Origin of the sequence: Leptolyngbya sp. FACHB-8, from assembly GCF_014695575.1 — a bacterium.
GTDB lineage: Bacteria > Cyanobacteriota > Cyanobacteriia > Elainellales > Elainellaceae > Vacuolonema.
The window spans coordinates 1-23,548 of the sequence record NZ_JACJOO010000049.1 but is presented as its reverse complement, the minus strand read 5'-3'; the positions used below and the strand labels follow the sequence as shown (position 1 = coordinate 23,548).

General features: G+C 48.8%; 13 protein-coding genes and 1 riboswitch. Of the genes, 4 read left to right on the top strand and 9 right to left on the bottom strand.

Annotated features, from left to right (window positions below; genetic code table 11):
• Positions 1-361 precede the first annotated feature (361 nt).
• From H6F91_RS11110 to H6F91_RS11090, 5 genes are all read right to left on the bottom strand, one after another.
• Positions 362-1,354, bottom strand: coding sequence for a hypothetical protein (locus tag H6F91_RS11110; RefSeq protein WP_190773935.1), 993 nt, complete (start codon positions 1,352-1,354; stop codon positions 362-364).
• 227 nt (positions 1,355-1,581) lie between these two features.
• Positions 1,582-2,229, bottom strand: a complete 648-nt coding sequence (locus H6F91_RS11105; protein WP_190773947.1) for a metalloregulator ArsR/SmtB family transcription factor — start codon at positions 2,227-2,229, stop codon at positions 1,582-1,584.
• A gap of 423 nt (positions 2,230-2,652) precedes the next feature.
• Complete coding sequence (locus H6F91_RS11100; RefSeq protein WP_199307765.1) at positions 2,653-3,945, bottom strand: M28 family peptidase; 1,293 nt, start codon at positions 3,943-3,945, stop codon at positions 2,653-2,655.
• Between the two features lie 421 nt (positions 3,946-4,366).
• Positions 4,367-4,561, bottom strand: a complete 195-nt coding sequence (locus tag H6F91_RS11095) for a hypothetical protein (RefSeq protein WP_190773934.1) — start codon at positions 4,559-4,561, stop codon at positions 4,367-4,369.
• Positions 4,562-5,383: 822 nt separating this feature from the next.
• Positions 5,384-7,156, bottom strand: a complete 1,773-nt coding sequence (locus H6F91_RS11090; protein ID WP_190773933.1) for a Rieske (2Fe-2S) protein — start codon at positions 7,154-7,156, stop codon at positions 5,384-5,386.
• Between the two features lie 625 nt (positions 7,157-7,781).
• On the opposite strand from H6F91_RS11090, the gene H6F91_RS11085 reads away from it, so the two are divergent.
• The gene (locus tag H6F91_RS11085) at positions 7,782-10,235 is read left to right on the top strand and encodes a tetratricopeptide repeat protein (protein WP_190789320.1); all 2,454 of its coding nucleotides are present in this window, start codon (positions 7,782-7,784) and stop codon (positions 10,233-10,235) included.
• Between the two features lie 303 nt (positions 10,236-10,538).
• On the opposite strand, the gene H6F91_RS11080 is transcribed toward H6F91_RS11085, so the two are convergent.
• Positions 10,539-10,883: a DUF4278 domain-containing protein gene (locus H6F91_RS11080; RefSeq protein ID WP_190773931.1), complete on the bottom strand. Its 345-nt coding sequence runs from the start codon at positions 10,881-10,883 to the stop codon at positions 10,539-10,541.
• A 30-nt stretch (positions 10,884-10,913) separates the two neighbouring features.
• A riboswitch (Glutamine riboswitch) is annotated at positions 10,914-10,986 on the bottom strand.
• Positions 10,987-11,352: 366 nt separating this feature from the next.
• A complete protein-coding gene (locus tag H6F91_RS11075) occupies positions 11,353-12,735 on the bottom strand; it encodes a carotenoid oxygenase family protein (RefSeq protein ID WP_190773930.1) in 1,383 nt (460 codons plus the stop codon).
• A 396-nt stretch (positions 12,736-13,131) separates the two neighbouring features.
• On the opposite strand from H6F91_RS11075, the gene H6F91_RS11070 reads away from it, so the two are divergent.
• On the top strand, positions 13,132-13,446 hold the full coding sequence (locus H6F91_RS11070; RefSeq protein ID WP_190773929.1) for a hypothetical protein: 315 nt from the start codon (positions 13,132-13,134) through the stop codon (positions 13,444-13,446).
• Positions 13,447-13,563: 117 nt separating this feature from the next.
• Here the strand turns inward: H6F91_RS11070 and H6F91_RS11065 are convergent, their stop codons facing one another.
• Positions 13,564-17,361, bottom strand: coding sequence for an ATP-binding protein (locus tag H6F91_RS11065; protein WP_199307764.1), 3,798 nt, complete (start codon positions 17,359-17,361; stop codon positions 13,564-13,566).
• Positions 17,362-17,746: 385 nt separating this feature from the next.
• Positions 17,747-18,550, bottom strand: a complete 804-nt coding sequence (locus tag H6F91_RS11060) for a phosphoribosylaminoimidazolesuccinocarboxamide synthase (RefSeq protein ID WP_190773927.1) — start codon at positions 18,548-18,550, stop codon at positions 17,747-17,749.
• 244 nt (positions 18,551-18,794) lie between these two features.
• Here H6F91_RS11060 and H6F91_RS11055 point away from each other — a divergent pair, with 244 nt between their 5' ends.
• Both H6F91_RS11055 and H6F91_RS11050 read left to right on the top strand, forming a co-directional pair.
• Positions 18,795-19,391 carry a rhomboid family intramembrane serine protease gene (locus H6F91_RS11055; RefSeq protein ID WP_190773926.1) on the top strand — a complete coding sequence of 199 codons (597 nt, stop codon included), beginning with the start codon at positions 18,795-18,797 and terminating at the stop codon, positions 19,389-19,391.
• Positions 19,392-19,709: 318 nt separating this feature from the next.
• The gene (locus H6F91_RS11050) at positions 19,710-23,459 is read left to right on the top strand and encodes a PAS domain S-box protein (RefSeq protein WP_190789319.1); all 3,750 of its coding nucleotides are present in this window, start codon (positions 19,710-19,712) and stop codon (positions 23,457-23,459) included.
• Positions 23,460-23,548: the final 89 nt, after the last annotated feature.

The window sequence follows — 23,548 nt, the reverse complement described above, 5'->3', positions numbered from 1 at the left end:
GTAATCTCTATTTTTCGTGTGCTTTGCAAAAAAAGGGATTACGGAGTTTGCTACAAGAGCTAATTTGAAGCAATTCACCTCAGTTCGGGTTAAGTTTTTTTTCCGAGTGCCGCGCTTCGCGCGGCACTCGGAAAAAACTATTATTGCGTGCGCGACGCGCACGCAATAATAGGCGGTTCGGCTTATCCCGAACTGACGTTAATTCGTGTTTGAAAGAATTCTTAAAATGAACCTTATAGCGCTTTTCAAGCGCTTAAAATCTGGTTGTTTTTGTGAGAGCCGCGCGGAGCAAGACTCTCACAAAAACAACCTTGGCTGATTCAAGTGCAAAGTGCTGAAAGAACTGCTATGGAAAGATAATTCAGGTTAGATAGTTCTCCAGCCTAAAAAATTTAAGCAGACTGTTCAAATCTGTCTTATCCTGAGTCGGAGTGGTAGCTTCAATCACCTGAATCGTCGTGGGTGTTAAATACCGAAATATCTTTTCAATTAAAACAGGAATGACATCTTTTGGAAACCCTTGAAGTTCCTGTTTGAAACGAGCTAAGCGGCTTTTTGCAAAACTGACTTGAAAGCGCGCACGCTTCAACAAACGTTGACGGATATTTTCTGCAATGGCTGGATCTTTTACTTCCAATTGATGAATCGTACCATCGCGCAGAAAAGGCACTACATCAGGATTTTCCTCTAAAAATAACAGGCTACCTTCCTGAGAGTAAGCCTCTACTCCATCCATTCCTAGTGCCCCTAAATCCGCTAAGGCAAGAATCTGAGCAACTGTCGATGGAACATGGTCAGGGCTGTGAAGTAGTGGTTGGTGAATGGCATTTTCGAGGGGTACATAAATGCAAATTGTTGCGTTAATAGCTTCTTGGATGACAGCAATATCCGCATCTGTAAATGTAGCTGTACTATTCGGATCGTGCTGCTTTATTAATCGATTTATCTGTTGGATATAGGGCATGAGTTGCCCAAGGGTTGCGGCCTCGCTTCTGCCCGGTAGACGCCGCCGAGCCGTATTTTTCTGGGTATTCTGCTCAAATAATTGAACCATATCGTGAGCAGCAGCACAGAGATCAAGCAATAACCCTGTGCGGTCTAAATCTAATGGAGTTGTATGAGTTGTGGCTTCTGCCTCAGAAGTGTTATAAAGGGTATCCAGAATTTGATGCGATCGCCGTCGAACGCCCTTTACATGGTCTTCCGTATGGTAATAAAGTTTTTTTTGAATAACTTCTTCACGTAAGCGCTGTAAAGCAAACGCCTCAACGTAAGCAATTGTTTGGGCAAACGTTTGGGGGAGCTGAGATAAACCACGCGCCTGCAGTGAATTCGGGCGATCGTCCCCATTCATAAATCTCGTTCTCTGAAGGGAAGTTCAATTATCGGCTGCAATTCCTTTGATTGCATATGCCCAGAGTCTGTTTTAAAGGTTGGACTTTTCGTATGCTTTGTCACAGACGATGACAATTAGGTGAGACAAAACACTGGCAGTACATATGTTTTGGTCGCAATCAAACGCGTAGGTTCTCAGATAGCTTATGCGATCGCTTATTTGAGGCAACGGGCTGGAGGCTCTTGTTAACTGATTTGGTAAGTACAGCGGCGTTCTCCGGCGACAATGTGTTCGACACGCCGAATACTCACCTCATTTCCCAATACCGTTTGAAAGGTTTCCAGTTCTTTCGCGCAGAAGCCAGTGCAGACTGTGGCAGCAGCACAAATCGGACAATGATTTTCCACCAAGAGAAATGAACCATCTGGTTGGGTTTCAACCTCAGCCATATAGCCTTCCTCAGTACGAAGCTCGGCCAGTTTCTGCAAACGTTGCTTCAAGGAGCGCTTTCCCTTCATCTGCTGGGTGTAACCCTCAAGCTGTTGGCGGGTACGGATTTCTAACAACCGATCTAACCCTGCTTCCCCAAACGCTTCTTTCACAGAATTTAACAACCCTAGCGACAGCTCAGCATAGCCATTGGGAAAGAAGCGATCGGCCGCTGAAGTCAATTGCCATAGCTTGGCAGGCCGTCCCATCGAGCGTGGCTCCTCCTGGTACGTCACCAAGCCTTCATTCTGTAAAGCATAGAGATGCTGTCGCACCGCCATTGCTGTAATCTTCAAGTGAGAAGCCAGGGTTTCTGCATCCAGGTTGCCTTCCCGCTTCAATAGCTGGACGATCGCCCGTCGTGTTCGAACAGCCACTTCTTCGGTTTTCGCTTTCTTTACCATCATTTATAGCTAAGCTCAGTTGTGGTGCAATCGAGGGAAAAACTGGAATCAAGCCCCAGTCTCTCGACCACAACCGAGGAGCAGTATAGAGTTTTACCACTTTATAAAGTAAAGAAATATCTTTATAAAGTCAACGGTAATCAGCCAGGACACTCATTCTAGTGCCGTAGTTGCAGCGGTAAGCTCAGATAAGCAGCTAATTTTTTCATAGTAAACTTGCATCTTGCACTTTTTCAAAACCAAGACCCAGAATTGTTTTTTCGTCGCTTCGCAACGAAAAAACAATTCTGGGTCTTGATGCAAGGTATGAGCCGATAAACTAAGGAGATTTCCAGATAAGAACTTCCCCATTATTTGGAAAAAAGGCGCGGCTTCGCCGCGCCTTTTTTCCAAATAATGGGGATATTGTTTCTCAGAAATCTCCTAAGCATTGGGAGTCAGCAAGCGATTTAGAACGTCAAGCGTAATTTGAGCTGTTTCGCTCAGAAGTTGGGCGTTTACCTGGCGATCGTTGGGCGAATGATAGTTTGGCTCCATACCCCGGGTCAGGAACAAAACAGGTACATCAACAGCCGCAAATGAAGCATGGTCGCTGCCTCCAGCCTCACCGAATATAGAAATCGAAGGATTAACGGTTGTTGCCAGACGGGTCAGTTCGGATGTGCCGCTAGCTTGCAGGCCTGCATTTACGCCGACCATATCAAGATTGAGCATGGCGCGGAGCTGTTGAAGAAATTGGGGTTGGGCTTCACGCACAAAAGTTCGTGATCCCCTGAGTCCATCTTCTTCGCCATCGAAGGCAACAAACCAGACTTGACGGCTGCTTGGAGTGTCTGCCATTTGCCGCGCCAAGTTGAGCAGAACGGCCGTACCAGAAGCATTATCGTTTGCACCTGGTGAACCCGCAACCGAGTCGTAGTGAGCACCCAGCAATACGTCTGGTTGCGTTACACCTTCCATATAAGCAATGACGTTGCGCCCCGTTACCATCTCCTCAACAGCATTTACATTTAGTGTTACGGGGGACGCAGCCGAGTTGGAGAGCAATGCTCGTCCGTCCTCACCACCCAGCGACAAAACTGGAATGCTCACCCCACTACCTAGTGTCCCTTGAAAGTTATTGTCATCCGTGTTGACAATAATCAGCCCCAAAGCACCTGCTGCCGCCGCATTTCTCGCCTTTTCGAGAAAGCGGATTTCGCCACGTTGCACGATCGCGATCGCACCACGCACATCCACTTGAGCAAAATCTTCACGACGTCCCACATTAGGCACAACAACCAGCCGCGCAGTCAGACGGCCAGGGTTCGAGCCATTGAGGGCGCGACCTGAGAGAGTAGAGCCGTTGATGGTTAGGGTGGAGCCACGATCCGTAAATTTTGAGTAGGTGAAGGTTTGTACCTCAGTGACATATCCAGCCTGTTGAAATGCCTCTTCTAAGTACCGACTGGATTGTTCAGCGATCGGTGTTCCTGTCACTCGCGCCCCCATCGCCACTAACGCTTCAACATCAGCAATGGCAGGGCGATCGCCCTCTAGGAACTGCGATCTATCCAGTTGTGAAAATGGCGTATGAGCAGCCTGCTCAGCCGCTTGCTCCATGCGGGTGGGCAACTGGCTACATCCTGTTAGCCCGACACCTAAAATAACCATGAGCCGAACCCATGGTAGCCGCTTGGGTTGAGCAGAGGATAATCGGCTATTTACGGAGTACATGCGACTTCTTCCTAACCTTTAACTGCCATTATGAGCGGCAAAAATGACACCAACATGTCACGTTCATAGCGGCCGTTTGACCGCAAGGGCCAATCCTTGATCTACAGCGATTTTCAAACGCTGTAAATCTGGTTGTTGTGAGAGCCGCGCGGAGCGCGGCTCTCACAACAACCATGGCTGATTCAAGCGCAAAGCGTTGTAAGACCTGTTTTAAGAGATCACTGTGGTCATGCTCTAACCTTCATTACACAACAAAACCCTGATGCCATCGCTTTATGCGGCGAGATCAGGGTTTAGTGTGCCAGAGTAAAAATGTGAGTAAGGTTACTTGGAGCCACGAAGGGCCGATAGTAAACCAGCCAATGCTGGTCTAGCAAAGCATTTTAGATAGAACTGATGACCTCGCTGGCAACGAGTTCCGTTAAAACAGAGGAAAGGGGAAGAGTGGCTCTAATTCAGGGTCGTAGCGATCTAGCGCGTATTGCATCACCTTATCGGAGATACCACCTGCTTCATAACTCTTGAGCGCGCAGTACACCTCAGCGAGGCGCTCTCGGTAAAGAACCCCAGAATACATCAGATTTAAAGCGCGTTGAGAGAAATATTCTAAGTTCATTTTGGTTACACCAATTAAAGTATTTAACTGCTTTACAAATGTTTAAAGATGTTTAGCTTCGCCGTCTCAGGAGAACTACTTCAACATTGCCAGGGAGCAATCGCCCACGCCATTATACAAGCAGAAACTGCACCTCATCATGGGTGACGCGTGGGTTATTCGGTGTATGTCCCTAAGAGGGGTAAATCTTTGTGGTTTCCAATGGTTCCCAACTGGAGATTAGCATACCCTTTCGGGGAATAGTTGGGAACATCGGCTGGGAGCCGCGGTAAAAGCTAGGAATAAGGGTCGACATAGACCGTAAGTAGTTGAAAACACTTAGATTTAGAATGCCCAGGAATTCTAAAAACGCAATAATTTCAGCAAAAAGCTTTGCAGGTCTGTCGGACTGTCTAGTGCAGCTAATCGGCGGAATTACTCTATTGCCAGGGTCGGCGGAAAGCAACTCGCTGTCATGACCCTATTCTAATCACATTTAATTCTGCTGGGAATAGGATCTGTTTGTCGAATTGTCTAGTTTTTGACTTTATAGCATTGTGCGCGTTACTTAAGTACGGTGGTGTGGGGGACAAAGTGCCCACACCACCGTTGCTGTACCTAACGCACTTGTACATTGCTATATGTTGGAAAATCAGGGCTGAGTACTGCGCGCGAGAACATCTCGATGAAGAAGTGTTAAGAGCTTATTCGAAAACCCAAGGTGTGAAGGGTGAGGTACGTACGCACCCCACCCTTCACACCTTGAGTTTTCAGTTCCGGGGTAGATTTTAGACTCTATGGCGAACTGCAATACCATCATAAGCCGACATTATTTTTACCCCATTAGCCAGCAGCCTCCGATTCCGTTTCCTCAAACAAACGATCGCCCCGATGCAAGCGATAGGCCATCTGATAGGTTTGCTCCTGCGATCGCATTGTAGGAGCATGAGCGGCTAGATACCGTGCAGTTGCGACAAGCACGAATACACCCTCTTGAGAATCATCAAGCAGGGAGTAGAGACGAAATGCAGCTTCAATAGATTGAATCACATGAAAATCTCGGTTCTCCCGCAGCATCAATTTCGCCAACAGTGCCATCAATGTTGCAGGCTTGCCACCACTATAAAGGTATTGCGCAACTAGACGCCCCGTTTCATTCACCTGCTGCTGACGGTCAAGTAAGTCAGGCAATTGTTTCAGTAAGGCGTCTGGCTCGGCAACGTTATCTTGGGGTTCGGGCAAGCGAGCCGGAGGCACGTTGAGAAATCGATTCAAGTAGACACTCATCGCTGCATCAAAAACGCCACGCAGAAGCTCGATTGTCGGTACTCGATGGATGCCCTGCTGTACAGCATTGGCAAAGGTAAAGGGATGGTGAGCACTGTTCCAATCTCCATGGTCATTGTTGGTATGGAACCGGGCCACTCGCAAAGCTGCTGCATAGGTAACAACTTGGGCTAACTGGGCTTCTGTGCATCCGGACCGCAGCGCATTGAGAAGACTGTCTACGATCGCCTGAGCATCTTCCCCTAAAAGCACTGGAAGTAGCTCGGCAGGTTGCGTCCACTGTCCTCGATAAGTGTGGCCTATCTCTACAACAGCAGGCAATTGCTCAAATGCTGCTTCCAGAATTGCAACCAAATCTACAGGGTATCGCCATGAACTCGCTTCTTCCATCCGAGTTGCATTTGCCAACCCGGCCACTAGACTTGCCAGCACGGGTTCAGCCTCCTGCCAACCAATCGCATCCAGAGCTTCCAGGGCTTTATTGATAAAATCCAGCACATGACCAACATCCAGGTAACGGTGGTCGGTTGCCGCCGCAAACAGCATCTCAGCAATTTGAGTACGGCTCATGCCGGCCTGTAATGCAGTTACCAAACACCGCTCAGCCGCTTCGCGATCGCGCTGTTCAATAAACTGACGAAACCAGGCTTTTAGGGTGGAAAAATTCAGGTCTGTTGTTGGTAGAGGATGCACATGAAAATGAGGTGGCGCCTCTGCACTATCCCGAGCCACGGCAGAAAGCCCTTGATATAGGGCACGGGGGCGATCGCTTTCCTCTAAATAGGGCATCAGATTCATCATGCAAGTCAGCATGGTGAGCCCTGTATCCCATCCTGCTTTGTTGTAGCGTGTTCCAAAAGCTAAGCCCATTTGAAAGGGCTCTGTAGGGGCAACCCCCAAATCAAGCAGGGCAATCACAGATTTTGCGATGACTAACGAAATACCTTGCTCCAGGCCATCCTGCAATCGCTGTTGCTGGTGAGTTTTAGGGTTCGCTGGAGGGGCAACATCAACCCAAATTTCTCCATCTTGAATTTGCACCGGAAACGCGCGTACATCATCAGCCCAGGAATCGAAGGTCCCTCCACTGGCCAGGTCAAAGCGCGCATAGTGCCAGGGACAGGTCACAATTCCGTCTTTGCATACGCTGCCGTGGAGCGGAAACCCCATGTGGGGACAACGGTTATCGATCGCGTAGACCCGCTCCCCACTGTAAAACAGTGCAACAGGTTGCTGGTTAATACGAACCAGTAATTGCCCTTTTTCCTGGAGTTCTACCAGGCTGGCAGCGCGAACAAGAGATTGAAGCTGGCTTGTAGTGGAGGTCATACTTTTAAAAGAAATATCTTTAGAAAGTATCCTAGCAAGTCCTCTTAGTTTGTAAAGGTTTTTCTTTATCGTTAATGGCTCCTGGGCTTAATCCAAATTGAAACGTTCAGAATTTGTAAAACTCGTATTTGTCAGAGACTGGAACACGAACGATACAAAACCTTGTGGTTCTTACGGCGCTTTTCAAGCGCTTCAAACCTGGTTGTTTTTGTGAGAACCGCGCTCCGCGTGGCTCTCACAAAAACAACCGTGGCTGATTCAAGCGCAAAGCGCTGTATGTTTAATTGAGTTGGAGTTATTGAACGGATTCTGTTGGAATCTATTTCTCTCATTGCTCGTCTAATAAAGCTATGACGGCACATTCCAACCCGGCGATCGCTCCCTACGACCAGACTAATGGTATCTCCCCAAAAACTGGCGCAGCATGCTTTGATATTTGCCCTCAATCTGGAGGTTCTACGCAATTTGTAATCTTTGAGTTGTAGATCCCTCAGATTGTTATTGAGGGTGATGCTTCCACAACGTGTCACCTGAAAGCGTCCTATCCATTCCTAAATAGAGGCATGTCATGCTTCCCTTCAAAAAAGTTACGGTCATTCCAAACGTGTGTTCCATACAGCCGTGGATGGTATCCATCCTCGTTACCGTACTGACTGCGATACCTGTCACTGCAGCGACAACCCCGAACCCTTCGGATCTGTCAGACGGCGATTCTGGCTCTGCGATCGCCCAAACCACTGCCCAGTCAAATCCCGCCACGCAAGCCTGGACGTTAATCCAGACAGCACGGCGGCACGCGGCTCGTGGGGAGGTTGCCAAAGCCACAGAAGCCCTTTTCCAGGCCGAGCAAACTGCCGCGCTTCTATCCAATTCCACGACCCTTGACCAACTCTTTGCCACCATTGCAGCAGAGCAGGCGAAATTGGGCCAGTATGACCGGGCGATCGCAATTGCCAACCGCATGAGTTATACCTCCCTCCCTGCTCTAGGGTGCTGCGTACCTGTGAGAACCGATGCAGAGGTAGCGATCGTCCAGGCCTATTTGAGTGCTGGCCAAGTCGAGACAGCGCAGCAGTTTGCAGAGGGAATTCAGTTTGCCTCATCTCGTGATGTAGCCCTGGTGCCTGTGATTTCTTATCTAGCTGAACAGGGGCAGTTTCGGGAAGCGATCGCCCTCAGCCAGCGCACCGAAGCTTATACTGATCTGGCCCACCAGGCTATCCTGAAAAGCTATATCAACGCCGATCGCTTTACTGACGCATTAGCGTTTACAGAAACAATTGCAGACCAAAATGAAAAATCTGTTCTGCTGACAACTCTGGCCCAATGGGCGTGGCGCAGTGGTAAGACGGATCTGTCCTACCAGATTGCCAGCGAGATTCCGGAATCTAGCAGTCGCGTCCAGCTCTGGATCGAAGTTGCGTTAGCCTATGCCAAAACTGGAGCACAAGAACGGGCGCTTACCATTCTTTCAGAAGCTTATGAACTGGCCAAAATGCAACCAGATTCACAGGTGTTTGCCCAGTGGTCAGGCTACTTTGCTCAGGTTGGAGCGTTTGATCGCGCTATAGCCCTGGCTGACGGCTTGACCGGATATGACCAGGCCCATGCCAGAGTCATCATTGCTCGTGTCTATTCCGATGCAGGGCGATATGACGAAGCGATCGCCCTCGTGCAGCGGGTACCGGATGGGGTACTGCAACCCTTTGGCGATATGCCGGACCTGAAAGCGGAAGCACTGCAATACATCGCTCAGCAAGCCGTAAAGGCAGGGCAGTATGGTCGGGCCGTGCAGGCCGCGAATGTTCTACAGGAACAGGGACGGGTCAAGGCACTGCGGGCAATTGCCCAACACTATCAACGGGCCAATCAATCTCAAGAAGCGATCGCTACCCTAGATCAAGCGCTTGCAGTAGCCCGTACGGTGGATAGAACGACCATTTTCTACGATCGCAATACCTTTGTCACCGTCTCCAATGCAGGCTTGTTGCTAGAGATTGCCCAGGACTATGTCGCGTTCAACCAACCCAATCGAGCTGTAGCTGTTTTAGATGAGGCACTTGAGTCAGCCCAGGTTCTCAAGGTTGAGAGTCAAGATTCGGTACGGGAACAGGTGCGGTCTATAGGAGCGATCGCCCGATTGTATGACCAGCTAGGGCAGGGCGAGCGGGTACGGGCAGCGGCAGAAGGCGCGTTTAATCTAATTAATCAAGCCCCCGGAAGTGAGCGATCGTCGGTCTTCCCTGCCTGGACTGTAGAGCCCCTGGCTGAGGTGGCTCAAATGTTTGGCATTGCCGGCGACAGGGAGCAGGCGATGGAGATGCTGTCAGGATTGAAAACAGCCAGCAGCACGATTACAGAGCCCATTCCACGACTTTGGGGAATGAACGCGATCATTAAAGCTTATGGAACCCTGGGGGCAGAATCCCAGATGAAGGAAACCGCAGAAGCCGCCTTAACCCTGGTTCAAAGCCTCGAACCGGCTCAGCGGGACTGGCTGATAGGACTTATTGCAGTCGCAGCCGCATCCTCGGAACCGTCTTATGCCCTTCAGACGATCCAAAATCAGCCCCAGCAAGCAGTATATATCCCAACACTGGCCCAAATAGCCGCCAATTATTATGCCAAAGGCCAAGATAGCCAGGCGCAAGCCGTTGTTGCTCAGCTTCAGCAGATTACTGAAATGATTCCGGATGATAGCCAGCGAGAGCAAGCCTTAAATGATGCTATTCGTTACTACTTCGTCCTTCCAGGAAACCAGGATCCATCGATTGCCCAATTATTGCAAGCAGGGCAAATCAATGCCGACATTCAGTCTGCCAACTTAAGAGCGTACAACTGGTTTCTAATTGCGCAAGCCTATACACGTCAGGGAGAAACGAACCGCGCAAATCAGGCTATTCAGTTTTCGTTAGATACCGTGAAAACGATGGGCGATCGCTTTGCGCAACGTGAGCTCCTCTGGCAAATGGTTGAGCAAGCCTTAAGTACGGAAGATCGGGAGCTGGCAGAACAACTTGCAATGGGTTTTGAAGAAGAAGCTTACCGGGCGATCGCCCTACAGCGGCTGACTCCCTAATAGGTTGCCCAGGTTTTGTTGAGGGGTTGTAACCCCTCAACAAAACCTAAAGATTAGTTTCTATAGATCTGAGAGGTACCTCAGATCTATCCTGACGGGCCACGAGAGCGCGTTCTAAAACTCGTTGAAAGGGTTGTTTTTCCCTACGCTTCGCGCACGAAAAGCAACTTCTAAAACAGGCTCTAGTACTCATTAACTGAATGAATGGGGTGGAATGTAAAGCACTCCACCCCATTCAACATAGGTTAATTTTCACTCTCTGAAAGCACGTCTAGAAGCGACGGCTTTCAGACCACCATCGCATTAGACAGCGAGTTGTTCGCGCTCAGCAACAAGAAGCGCTAAAAGCCGGTCATCACCTCGCGCCTGTGCAACCTCTATTCGATGCTGCACGTTGTTCAGCAGGTTTTGTTGGTGCACATTGGCTACGTTGGTTTGAGAGGGTGCAACCTTGGCAGCAGGTTGAACATTTGACCCTACCTGGTAAGCAACACCCCGGTACTTCAGCGTGTATGACAATGCTGGAGCAACCTGATGAGTCGGCTGATAACGAACACCGCGATAGATTAAGGGAACAGAAATAACAGTCGGGCTCGGCTGAGCAGGGCTGTAAGTGTAGTTTGTGCCACGATAAGTAAGCTTCGTCATGTCGCTTCTCCAATGTTATTCGCTTTGAGAAGCGCGTTCCTTCAGGCGCGATCGCCCTACTTCCGTCCCACTCATGGTGTAGTGAATTGAGGGGATGAACGATTTGTCTTCATAGTTCTAATTTACCTAAGGTAAGCGTGTTTAAGCTCACCCAGTCAGGTGAATATCAGTGCTTGCAAGGGTAGCGAAAACCGCTCTTTGCTACTACGGTAATCCTGCCAAACTCGATTTTGATGTTAGAAAGAAGATGTAGAAAACTTTATAGCGCTACGCGCGTTGATTAAGTACGGTGGTGTGGGGCACGAAGTGTCCTACACCACCGTTGCTGTATTTAACGCACTTGCACATTTATAGGACAGAACAAAATTTGAACGCCCTCTAAAACCCGAATTTTTCTGTTGCGGCGACTTCGCTACTGTAACGAAAAAACTGGGTTTTAGAGGTTCTGTCCTGTACTGAGATAGGAAGTCTATACGGATGCAATCCAAGTGCCATGGAAGCCGTAGGGAACTCGCTGTGGCATTAGAATACGAGCAACGGGTGCATCCGTCATGGCCTGAGTATTGATGATCACCAGTTCAGACGCGTTCTGAATTTCATCATGGACAAACGTCATTAACCAGCCATCATCTTCTGCGATCGCTCCAGGTCGTGGCACAAACACACCCTCCCCACCATACCGTCCTGCGCCAAACGCATGGGTTTGAGCACTATCGTCCTGGAAGTCAAACTTACGCAAACCGTCGAACTTTGGCACCTCTGTCGGTGCACTACTCCCCACATATCCGTAGCGCGTTTGTCGTCCCAAATACTGTTCGTTGATGCGGGGAAACTCACACGGGCGATCGTCCAGGGGTCCCTCCTGTACCGTTCCATGTTTCAGGTTGAACTGCCAGCGATACGGTAATGGGACATCAGCCTGAATTTGGCGATTATCTCCCTCATGAGAGCCTGGAGAGCCTCCACCTAAGACATCGGTGCTGCTCATACGACAGGCAATTAGAACGATGTCATCCCCTGCTTCATAGGCATTGAACGTATGAAAGATATAACAACTGGGTGCTTCAAACCATTGAATTGACTCGCTCTTTCCATGCCGGGGCAAAATCCCGAAACGGCTAGGGCGATCGCGCTCAAAGGCAAATGCAGGTTCTCCCCGCTGGAGTCGTTCCAATCGGAAGGTGAGGGGTAGGTCCATAAAAATGGTGTAGTGCTCTGTGATGGCAAAGTCATGCATCATCACCCCCACAGGCAAGTCGATAGGAATAGTGCGTACAAGTTCTCCCTCAGCAGAAACAATACTGTATTTAACGTAGGGAGGCTGAGCTAAAGAATAGCCAAAGAACATCATTTCCCCTGTAGAGGGGTCAACTTTGGGATGGGCGGTGACAGGAGAGGCTAGTTTGCCCTTAAAAGTGTCAGTACCCCGTGTATCCAAACTTGGCACCTCAATAGCATGAGGCTCACCGCCCTCCCAGAGGGCAAGAAGGCGATCGCCATGCCAGGTTAGAGCCGTATTGGCAACATTCTTGAAGCCTTGAGGTGATGGCTCTAGCAACCCTCCAAACAGGGCTCGCCCTGCCTGCTGCTCTTGCTGAAACCCTTGAGTTCGAATATATCGATTGCGGTAGCTAGCCTTACCATCGTGAATATGAACCCCATGCAACATTCCATCACCATCAAACCAGTGATAACGGCCCAATGGCGGAAATTGAGGGTTAGGACCATTGCGGACAAACATTCCATGCAACTCAGGTGGTATTTCACCCAGGACTGGAAGATTATCTACAGTCAGCTCTGTCCCAACAGGAGCAAAGTTATCGGAAAGATACGGGTTGAGGGTAGCAACCATGGGCTATACCATATAGGTGCTCCTCTCTTTTATCAAATTACATTGTCCTTGCACTGTCACTTAAGAAAGGCTTTGCAAAAGACATGCCGATCAACCTGAGCTAAAACAGAATTCATGCCCCTAAGGATCCTTACAAAATTAAAACCCATCATTTTTTTGTACAGGGCTTTGCGCTTGAATCAGCCACGGTTGTTTTTGTGAGGGCCTGTAATGTTCCGTTTTAGGGATTACGAAACTTATTTAGAACAGTTTGAGCCGAATATATGGGTGCTTTGTCCTCGTTGCGATCGCCCTGTGCTCTCGCGATGTCTGGATGAAAAGCTGACCTGGCGAATCGCGTGCCCTCATTGTAGCTATACGCAAACCGCATCAAGAGTAGGCAAGCATCGGAAGCCAATGCCCTGGTGGAAAGGTACCTGGTGGCAACAGTATCGTAAGTACAATGGTGCCGTTGATCCGCTATTCGGGCTTCCCCTCTGGTTGCAGGTTCCCTGTTGTGGAGAGGTGCTGTGGGCTTACAACGAAGCCCATCTAGATTTTTTAGAAATGTATATCAGTGCCACAATTCGAGAACGGCAAGGAGGTAAAGGGAACCATCATGGTATCGCAGTTCGTTTACCGCGATGGATGAAGCTTGCACAGCATCGGACCTCACTGCTCAAAGGGATTCAGAAGTTACGCAATAAGGTGAACACGGGGTCATTATCATGATCCTCAACTTCCCATCGATGAACGTTCATACGCACGCTTGTTGCAGGCGATCGCCAGCCCCACCCATGCTGGCATTGAAGGCAGTACTTGGGCACAGGTATGGGCGGTTCATTGGAACTACGGCTCTGTAGTATCAGAAGGGCAATGAACAAACGTGAGAATAGCTTTCACTAAAGCTTCTGAATTAACAGGCTTAGAAATATGTTGTTGAAACCCAGCTTCCAATGCTTGTTGTTGGTCAGACTCCCCTGCATAGGCCGTGATCGCGATCGCTGGAACAAGCCCCCCTTGCTCCGGTGGCAAGCTTCTTATCTTCTGGAGCAGCATATATCCATCCATATTAGGCATACCGATGTCGCTTAACAGCACATCCGGTTTAGATTGTGTAAATGCTGATAACCCTTCAAATGCCGTCGAAGCAACGATCACACTGGCTCCTGCCTGCTCCAACGCAAACGCTAAATATTCTCGTGAATCCGCTTCATCATCAACGATTAATACTTGTATCCCACTCAAGCTTAATAATGGTGCGGTTGTGGAGTATTCTGAGCTGATAGAACTGGAGATGGGGATCGATGGCAGTTTGACAGTGAAAGTAGAGCCTAAACCTTCTCCTGGGCTTTCCACTTGAACCGTACCACCATGAAGTTCCACTAAATGACGCACAATTGCCAGACCCAGGCCTAAACCACCAAACTGACGCGTTGTTGCTCCATCTTCCTGCCGGAAATGATCAAATACATGAGGAAGAAATTCAGGGCGAATTCCTTTTCCCGTATCCGTAACCATAACTTGAACATATTCAGTAATAGGTAATGAACAGTCCAATAACAATAGTGATCCATTGGGTTGGGTTTCATTTCCTCTGTCATCGACGACTCGCTGGAGGTGTACTTTTACTTGTCCTCCAGGAGGCGTAAATTTCACGGCATTCGAGAGCAAATTCCATACGATCTGCTGCAATCGCCCTGCATCCCCATGAACTTGTCGGACGTCTGGTTCAAAGTAGGTTTCAATTTGAATCGCTTTTGCTTCAGCAGCCAAGCGTACGGTCCCAATAGCAGCCGAAATCACCACTGCCAAACTGACAGGGGCTGCATTCAGTGCCAGCTTGCCTTGCATAATACGAGAAATGTCTAATAGATCTTCAATTAACTGGGCTTGAAGTTGTGCATTACGTTCGATGGTGATGATCGCTTCACGAGCTTTAGCCTCATTTAATCTGCCACTCCGCAGTAACTTTGCCCACCCTAAAATTGGATTGAGAGGCGATCGCAACTCATGAGACAGCACCGCCAAAAACTCATCTTTGATGCGGTTTGCCTGTTCGGCAGCCTGTCGTGCAGCTTGTTCGTGTTGCAATAGCTGTTCTCGTTCAACTTCAACTTGTTTTTGATCGCTAATATCCGTACAGGTGCCAAACCAGCGAATAACATGGCCTTGCTCATCAAGCATCGGGAGGGCTCGGGTTAGATGCCAATGGTAGCTACCATCTGCTCGTCTCAGACGATGTTCGATGTTGTAGCTGGTTCCCGTGTCGATGGCATGATTCCATACCTCAATATTGCGGGTGCGATCGTCAGGATGGATCACATCCTGCCATCCTGATCCCTGAGTTTGTTCCAGGGTCGAGCCGGTGTACTCGAACCAACGCGGGCTGTAATAATCAATCCAACCCTGAGCATCGGCTGTCCAAACTATTTGCGGGATTGCTTCGGCTAAAAAGCGAAAGCGTTGTTGACTGGCTGCCTGACGCGATCGCCCCAACTCTAAACTGGTTGCAACACGGGCCAGTAACTCTCGGGCACTAAAAGGCTTGACCAGGTAATCATCGGCTCCCGCTTCCAATCCCTCGATCGCGGCTTCTTCACCCGCCCGCGCAGAGAGTAGCAGAATCGGAATTTCACGGGTTCGCGGATCGGCCCGGAGTTGGCGGAGCAACTCAAAACCGTCGAGCCTGGGCATCATGACATCTGTCAGGACTAAATCAGGCAGTTGGAGACGAATCGCTTCTAGCGCTGCCTGACCGTCAGCAACCGCCTCTACAGCATAATGTTCGCTCAAGAGCCGTTGCAGATAGTGACGCATATCGGCATTGTCGTCAGCCAGCAGAATCCGCGTGAAAGCGTGGGGAGATAAAACGGCCTCTTTAGCTGGAGGAGCTCTGTCCTCTACAACCCACCCCAAAGCTTCTTCGACATAGGCTGTGGAGTTTAGAGCGGTCGAAGCTTGAGTACGAGCCGCCTGGATTTGTTCCGATGGTAGGTGAGCATATCCCATCAGTAGCCGCACAACAAATGTACTTCCTTTCCCGACCACGCTGCTCACCGTTACCGTACCCTTATGCAACCTAACCAACTCCTGCACAAGGGACAATCCAATACCTGAACCTTCGTAGGAGCGTCCTGGTGCCCCGGCTACTCGATGAAAGCGTTCAAACAGATGGGGTAACTCATGAGCTGGAATGCCTGTTCCTGTATCTTGAACGACCAGTTCAACCGAAGCATCCACAGGGCGCAGTGAAACAGAAATTTGCCCCTCGAAGGTAAATTTGAAGGCATTGGAAAGCAGGTTGAGCACAATCTTCTCCCACATTTGCCGGTCAACATACACCGGTTCAGGCAGGGGTGGACAGTCAACAACGAGTTGCAACCCGACTTTTTCAATGGCTGAACGAAATACGCCAGCCAAATCTATCGTGAGGCTGGCTAGATCCGTCGGTTCATAAACAGCTTGAATTCGGCCCGCTTCAATGCGAGAGAAGTCGAGTAGGGTGTTGACTAACTTTAATAAACGATGACTATTACGATGCGCTACGGCAATTTGTTCTCGTTCTGGAGTGGGTAAATTGCCATTTTGAAGCACATCCTCCAGAGGATTCAGCATGAGAGTCAGCGGCGTGCGGAATTCATGGCTGACATTAGAAAAGAAAGCTGTTTTTGCCCGATCGATTTCTGCCAGCATCTCAGCCCGGCGGCGTTCTTCCTCATACGCCTGAGCATTGCGGAGGGGCACGGAAACTTGCCCAGCTAGAAGTTCATAGAATGACTGATACCCTTCATCAAGAGCTCGATTCGGGCTGATACCGCAAATTAGTACCCCCAACGGAGCGGCTACGTTAGAGGATGGAATCGGTAGGGCGATCGCTTGATGTACGCTTTCACCCCAGGGGCCACCGGGAATGGCAATGTCCCGATCCAGATCTGTTGCAATCACCGTTTGACCAGCCATAACGTTGGCTAAAGACCATCGATCCGTTGATTCTGCAAGCAAGACATGGGTTGGTGCCAGTTTGGGATGAGTACCTATCCGAACACTGCCGCCCAATTGCAGGGTCTGGCCATCTGGATCGCGCAGGTAGATGAGGGCAAAGGGTACATCGAGAGGATATTCAGCGATCGCCGCTAAAATATCGTGACAGGTCGCCTCCACACTACGGGTCTCACCGGCCCGTGCGGCCAAGTCCCGTTGTAAACGTAAGCGCCGCTCTCCCAACACCTGCTGGGTTACTTCGCTACAGACACAGAGCATGCCGCGAATCACCCCTGCGTCATCTTCAACCGCACTGTAGGACAGGCTGAAGTGCGCTTCCTCGTTGTAGCCAGAGCGGTTCACCGCTAGCATCTGGTCTTCAACCCAGTTGGGAATTCCAGTCGTCATCACTTCAGTGATCATGGGTCCAATGACATCCCAGGATTCAGCCTGGGTGTCCCGGATGGATCGCCCCAGGGCATAAGGGTGTTTGGTTCCAATTAAATTGATATAAGCGTCGTTGTAAATCTGAATGAGTTCTTGCTCCCAGAGCAGAATCATGGGGTAGCGCGAACCTAACAATGTGCGAACGGTTGACTTCAAACTTTGTGACCAGGATTCGACAGAACCTGCTGGAGTCTCTGCCCAATCCAAGGCCTGCATACGTGCCCCCATTTCCCCAAATCTGGAAAAGGGACTTGTTCTTTGTCCATCCATTCGCAATCCTCCCTCTCCTCTATGTTAAGCATCGACTAACGGTTCTAGGAAGAGGAGCTGGGTTATAGAAGCTGAACTGACCTGCATCTGGGAGCCAAATCTACAATTAGATTGATGTATCGATCTATCTTTCGTTAGTTGACAATAGGAGAAAATGCTATAGCACCGTTTTGGAGCGACACAGCATTTTGGGTTTTATCTCTAATTGGGTTGAACTACTGAGTGTATTTGATGCCGTTATAACAGGTAAGATTAAACGCCGATCATAAAAAGTGGTGCGGCGCAAAGCGCCGCACCACTTTTTATGATCGGCGTTTAACCCGCTATGATATTAGCCACCTCGACTATTGAAATTGGCATCCCTAACAAATGTTCCGTCAGTTGCAATGACGCGATAGTTATACTCACGAGGAGCAACGCTCCAAAATGGTAATTGCCTTGCATCATTACCGGGTGGAACATTGATTTCAAAATACCCCCCCTCAGGAACCCAGGCGATCCAGAATCCATTGGCAGCCTGGTTGTAACCAACAGCATTCCAGAAGCGCAGACGCACACTACTTTCTTCCGCTGCTGAAATTGGACGCTGCACCAGCCGCCAGGAGGGAGTTCCAGCATTTCTCAGAGCAACTGGATTCAGGTTAGTTGGGAGGTTGCGCCCAATACTATTGTAATACCAGCTATAACGGGCCCGTTCCGTTAGCATGGTCATGCGAGTACAGCCATCATAAACGGCTGAAACTAAACGGCCATCTCTCGCATAGACAGAATAGGGAAGAGCACCGATAGTACCTTGCTCAATGCCTGCTTGTTGTTCTTGAGGAGTGATAATTTGCTGCCAATTCGGGTTGAGCAGTAAATCGAGCACTTGTTGTTTTTGAGCACCATTGAGCCGGTCGAAATCGGCAGTGAGGGTAATGCGATCGCCCGAGATCTCAGCATAAGGGCGGCTTTGACCCCAAGGATAATCAGTACGCTGCTGCAATTGCTGCCAGTGCCGCTGCATAGGAGACTGCCAAAACTCAACACGACCAACAGAATCATTGCAGTTAGCCCATGCAGGAGGAGCTGCAATCATTAAATTTGTGGTAAGAGCGATCGCACCAAGCCAAAACAAACCTTTGAATTTCAACATATCCTCAACCTAAAAAGCAAACCGACCAACGATTGGAAAGACGATGTAGTAACCTACCACATCAAAATAGTGCTACCCATTAACTGACTGTAATTCCCCACGGATTGATTCCAAGGATGTACCACAACATTTTTCGTCTATTCGAGTTCGAAGGGCGATCGCCCTTAACGCCTATCGAGGAACGTTACAACTCTATTGAAAAAACTAAGCTTTAAACTATTAAAGAACTTTATGTACGTTATCAATGCAATCGCCCCTGGCCACTAGTGACATTGAAACTCAAGCCAAAATTATTGGCAGTTTTATCATACTCATCTGGGTGTTGGAGATTGTAGACCAATTGTTGCTGCAGCACCGTTTAAACCGTTTAGGCATTTTGCCCCGTACTCAGGTCGGGCTGCGAGGCATTTTGTTTGCACCACTACTGCACGGTACCTGGAAGCATTTGATAGCAAACACGCTACCGTTTGCCGTTCTAAGCTGGTTTACCCTACTGCGTGGTGTTACAGAATTTACAATCGTGACAGCCGTTATCTGGTTTGTCAGTGGTGCAGGTGTTTGGCTCTTCGCGCCATCTAATACACTTCACATTGGTGCTAGCGGAATAATTTTTGGCTATTTTGGCTTTCTCCTGTCCCGCAGCTACTTCGAACAGGACTTCCCATCCGCCGCCGTTTCGGTTGTGGTTGCGTTGCTCTACGGTCCCCTCATCTGGGGCATTTTGCCCTCGCGAAGACGCGGCATCTCTTGGCAGGGACATTTGTTCGGCTTTGTCGCTGGTATCCTCACAGCACGTTATTTACCGGAGTTGAGGCAATGGTTTGAACAAAACTTACTGTGACGAATGGCAACCTAAGTTGCAAAATTGCAAAGGAAAAACTAATTTCGAGTTTTAACCTTGATTTCACAACGAGTCTAATCCTCAGAAGCTGCCCATATTGGGGAAGGAGCACACATTACGCAGCCCTTCCCCAATATGGGCAGCTTCTGGAGCAACGGTATTAACCTCTAGAAAAGAAGTATTTCTCTTATTGCAATGTGCAAGTGTGTTAAGTACAGCAACGGTGGTGTGGGGCACCTCGTGCCCCACACCACCGTACTTAATCAGCGCGCCAGCGCTATATGTTGAAAGGGGGTTATCTTCTATAAAGAAGTAGCTATGAGCCGTCCTGTAATGCCTTCCTTCCTCTATAGGTTTTCCCTGACAGCTTTTATTCCATATGGACACTGCTATCCGTGGAAAGCAGAACTGGCTGAGCTTCATATCCTGTCTGATGGGTTGTTCGCACTCGCTTATTACTCCATTTCAGCAGCATTGTTTTACTTCGTCCGTAAACGGCAAGATTTACCGCTTTCCTGGATATTTTTGTTATTTGCAGCCTTCATTGCTGCCTGTGGAACGACTCACCTATTGGAGATCTGGGCTCTTTGGTATCCTCCTGGTTGGGTATTTGATGGACTTGAAGCGGTACTTGCTCTAATTTCTTTCGCAACGGCTGTCTTGTTAGTACCCCTCGTATCCAAAGCATTAGAACTGCCGAGTTCAGAGCAGTTACAAGCCGCTAATCAGGCCTTAGAGCAAGAAATTGCAGAACGGCAACAAGTCGAAGCGGCGTTACGTGAGAGTGAAGAAAAATATCGCTTACTGTTTTCCAACGAGCTCGACGCTGTAAGCCTCTTCGATACGGAGACTGGGGAAATCTTAGATGTTAATGAAGCATTTGAAACGTTATATGGGTATAGCCGAGTTGAAGCCATGCAACTCAAAGTTGCAGACGTGAGCGCCGAACCGGCTCAATCCCAAGCTGCTATTCGTACAGCCAATTCAACAGGAAAAGCACGAATTTATTTACGATGGCATCGCAAGAAAAATGGCGTGATCTTTCCAGTCGAACTGTGTGTAGGCCGCTTCACCTGGAACAATCGACCCGTGATGTGTGCAGTAGCCAGAGACATTACAGAACGGCAACAGGCAGAAGCCGTATTAAGAGCAAGTGAAGAGCGCTTTCGTCTCCTACTTCAGGATCTACATGTCGGTGTTTTAGTGCAAGGAGCGGACGCTGAAATTCTGTTGAGTAATTCCAAGGCCCTGCAACTACTGGGATTAACTGAAGATCAACTCCTGGGTAAAACATCTTTTGATCCAAGTTGGAATGTCATTCACGAGGATGGCTCTCCATTTCCTGGAAATTTACATCCAGTTCCTCAAGCCATCACCACAGGTCAGCCTGTTCGCAATGTGGTAATGGGCGTTTACCATCCCCAAAATAAGAACCGCATGTGGCTGTTAGTCAGTGCTGAGCCTCAGCTCGATGAGGAGGGAAATATCAGACAGGTAATTTGTACTTTCAGTGATATTAGTGAACGTAAGGCTGCTGAGGAAAAGCTCAAAAAACAGCACGAACTCCTACAAACAATCATGGACCACGTGCCCATCATGGTTGACTTTATTGATTCACAGGGACAGGTTCAATGGGCCAACCGAGCATGGGAAAAAACGTTAGGGTGGACGGCTCAAGAGCTACAAGAACAAAACCTTTTAACAAAGCTCTATCCTGATCCCCTCCACTGCCAACGCGTTCTTGAGTTCATTCAAACTGCAACGGGCAAATGGCAAGATTTCAGGACTCAAACTCGAAACGGCACCATCATTAATACAACTTGGGCAAATGTACGACTATCGGATGGCAATACCATTGGTATCGGTCAGGATATTACAGAACGCAAATTGGCAGATGAAGCCCTAAAACTAGCGGATTTTTCTTTTGAACGCGCGGCGATCGCAGCCCTCTGGATCGGCAAAAATGCACAGATCCTACGGGTCAATCAGGGGGTATGCCAGATGTTAGGCTACTCTCGCGAAGAGTTGCAATCAATGCATGTGTATGATATCGATCCCAATTTTTCTTCAGAAATTTGGTCAGAGCATTGGAAGAGGCTGAAACATGAGAAAACCCTGACGTTGGTATCTCAGCATCGAGCGAAAGATAGCAGCATTATTCCCATTGAGGTCACAATCAATTACCTTGACTTTAATGGGGAGGAATACAATTTTGCCTTTGTAAAAGATATTACTGAGCGCCTAGAGACAGAAGCTGCCTTACGACAACAGCGGGAACGAGAGCAGTTGTTGGTAAGCGTTACTGAACATATTCGTCAATCATTGCAGTTGGAGGAAATTTTAGATACAGCAGTGGCAGAAGTCCGGCAACTTCTACAAAGCGATCGCGTCGTTATTTACCGCTTTAATCCTGGTGTGAGTGGCACCATTGTCGCTGAATCCGTTCATTCACCTGATTTATCAATTTTGCATCAGCAGATTTATGATCCATGTTTTGAAAGCGGATGGCAACAACCATATCAGCAGGGACGTATTAGTGCTATTGAAAATGTAGAGAGCAGTGATGTTGAGCCCTGTTACCAGCAACTTCTAGCCAGTCTTCAAGTACAAGCGAATCTCGTTGTTCCTATTCTGCATGAAACTACCCTCTGGGGGCTGTTGGTGGTACACCATTGCTTAGCTCCACATTCCTGGCAAACCTGGGAAATTGACTCGCTGCAACAGTTAGCTGCTCAACTTGCAATCGCCATCCAACAATCTGAACTATACCAACAGGTCCAACAATTTAACGCCCGCTTAGAACAACAGGTGGAAGAACGAACTGAGCAATTAAAGCGATCGCTCGATTTTGAGGCACTCCTAAAACGGATTACAGACAAAGTTCGGGATTCTCTGGAGGAAGCCCAGATTTTGCAAACGGCAGTCCAAGAACTTGCACTAGGGTTGCGAGCCTATAGCTGCGACGCAGGTCTATACGATTTAGGGCAGAATACCTCAACTATCCACTACGAAACCGTGCGTTGCGAGGTGCCGCCTGCAAAGGGCGCCATCATTGCTCTAAGTAATAGACCTGAAACTTACGATCCCTTATTGCAAGGGCTCACGCTGCAATTTTCCTGGATGCCTGAACACCCCAATCCTATCCGTCCAGTTGCTAAACGGTTGACCACTCTCGCTTGCCCCATCATCAATGATCACTCGGTGATCGGGGATTTATGGCTCTACAAAGCTGGCGAACAATGCTTCGAAGAACTGGAAATTCGCTTGGTACAACAGGTGGCTAACCAGTGTGCGATCGCTGTTCGGCAGGCTCGACTCTATCAAGCAGCACAGTTACAAGTCGAGGAATTAGGGCGGCTCAACCAATTGAAAGACGATTTTCTGAGTACAGTTTCTCACGAGCTCAGAACCCCCATCTCTAATATCAAGATGGCAACCCATATGTTGGAGTTCATCCTCAAGCCCCTTGGGCTCCTTGATCCTGAATCCGGTTCAGCCAGCCGTTATTTCGAGGTTCTTCAGCATGAATGCCAACAGGAGATTACGTTAATCAATGACCTTCTAGATCTCTCTCGGCTTTCAGCTAAGACAGAACCACTGATGCTCGCAGAGGTTGAACTAGAGCTTTGGATTCCTCTTCTTCTCGATCCGTTTGAAGCACAGGCCCGAAGTCAACAACAGCATCTGTCTGTTCAGATCCCAACTCAACTTCCCACATTAATGACCGATCTGGGTTGCTTGGAACAAATTTTGGCGGAACTCCTTACTAATGCCTGTAAATACACCCCTAGTGGTGAAACGATAACAATTTCAGCGATCGCAGAAGCAGACGGCTTAGAGATACGCGTGAGTAACTCGGGTACCGAAATCCCCACCAACGAGTTAGTGCACGTCTTTGAAAAATTTTACCGCGTTCCGAACAACGATCCCTGGAAGCATGGCGGTACTGGCCTGGGCTTAGCTCTTGTACAACGGCGAGTAGAGTTGTTGCAAGGAAGCATTACTGTAACCAGCAAACAAGGTTTGACAACGTTTACGCTATTGCTTATCAAATGTCAAGCGGGTTGAGGTGTCGCGACAGCAGAGTTGACGGGTTAAAGACATAGACCGCAACGACAACATCAGATCGCAACGACAATTTCGGATCGAAATGACAA

What these genes read in the sequence shown, in the direction of transcription:
- H6F91_RS11110 (WP_190773935.1), bottom strand. Translation starts at nt 1,354, where the DNA reads ATGAATGGGGACGATCGCCCGAATTCACTGCAGGCGCGTGGTTTATCT.
- H6F91_RS11105 (WP_190773947.1), bottom strand. Translation starts at nt 2,229, where the DNA reads ATGGTAAAGAAAGCGAAAACCGAAGAAGTGGCTGTTCGAACACGACGG.
- H6F91_RS11100 (WP_199307765.1), bottom strand. Translation starts at nt 3,945, where the DNA reads ATGTACTCCGTAAATAGCCGATTATCCTCTGCTCAACCCAAGCGGCTA.
- H6F91_RS11095 (WP_190773934.1), bottom strand. Translation starts at nt 4,561, where the DNA reads ATGAACTTAGAATATTTCTCTCAACGCGCTTTAAATCTGATGTATTCT.
- H6F91_RS11090 (WP_190773933.1), bottom strand. Translation starts at nt 7,156, where the DNA reads ATGACCTCCACTACAAGCCAGCTTCAATCTCTTGTTCGCGCTGCCAGC.
- H6F91_RS11085 (WP_190789320.1), top strand. Translation starts at nt 7,782, where the DNA reads ATGGTATCCATCCTCGTTACCGTACTGACTGCGATACCTGTCACTGCA.
- H6F91_RS11080 (WP_190773931.1), bottom strand. Translation starts at nt 10,883, where the DNA reads ATGACGAAGCTTACTTATCGTGGCACAAACTACACTTACAGCCCTGCT.
- H6F91_RS11075 (WP_190773930.1), bottom strand. Translation starts at nt 12,735, where the DNA reads ATGGTTGCTACCCTCAACCCGTATCTTTCCGATAACTTTGCTCCTGTT.
- H6F91_RS11070 (WP_190773929.1), top strand. Translation starts at nt 13,132, where the DNA reads ATGCCCTGGTGGAAAGGTACCTGGTGGCAACAGTATCGTAAGTACAAT.
- H6F91_RS11065 (WP_199307764.1), bottom strand. Translation starts at nt 17,361, where the DNA reads ATGCAGGCCTTGGATTGGGCAGAGACTCCAGCAGGTTCTGTCGAATCC.
- H6F91_RS11060 (WP_190773927.1), bottom strand. Translation starts at nt 18,550, where the DNA reads ATGTTGAAATTCAAAGGTTTGTTTTGGCTTGGTGCGATCGCTCTTACC.
- H6F91_RS11055 (WP_190773926.1), top strand. Translation starts at nt 18,795, where the DNA reads ATGCAATCGCCCCTGGCCACTAGTGACATTGAAACTCAAGCCAAAATT.
- H6F91_RS11050 (WP_190789319.1), top strand. Translation starts at nt 19,710, where the DNA reads ATGAGCCGTCCTGTAATGCCTTCCTTCCTCTATAGGTTTTCCCTGACA.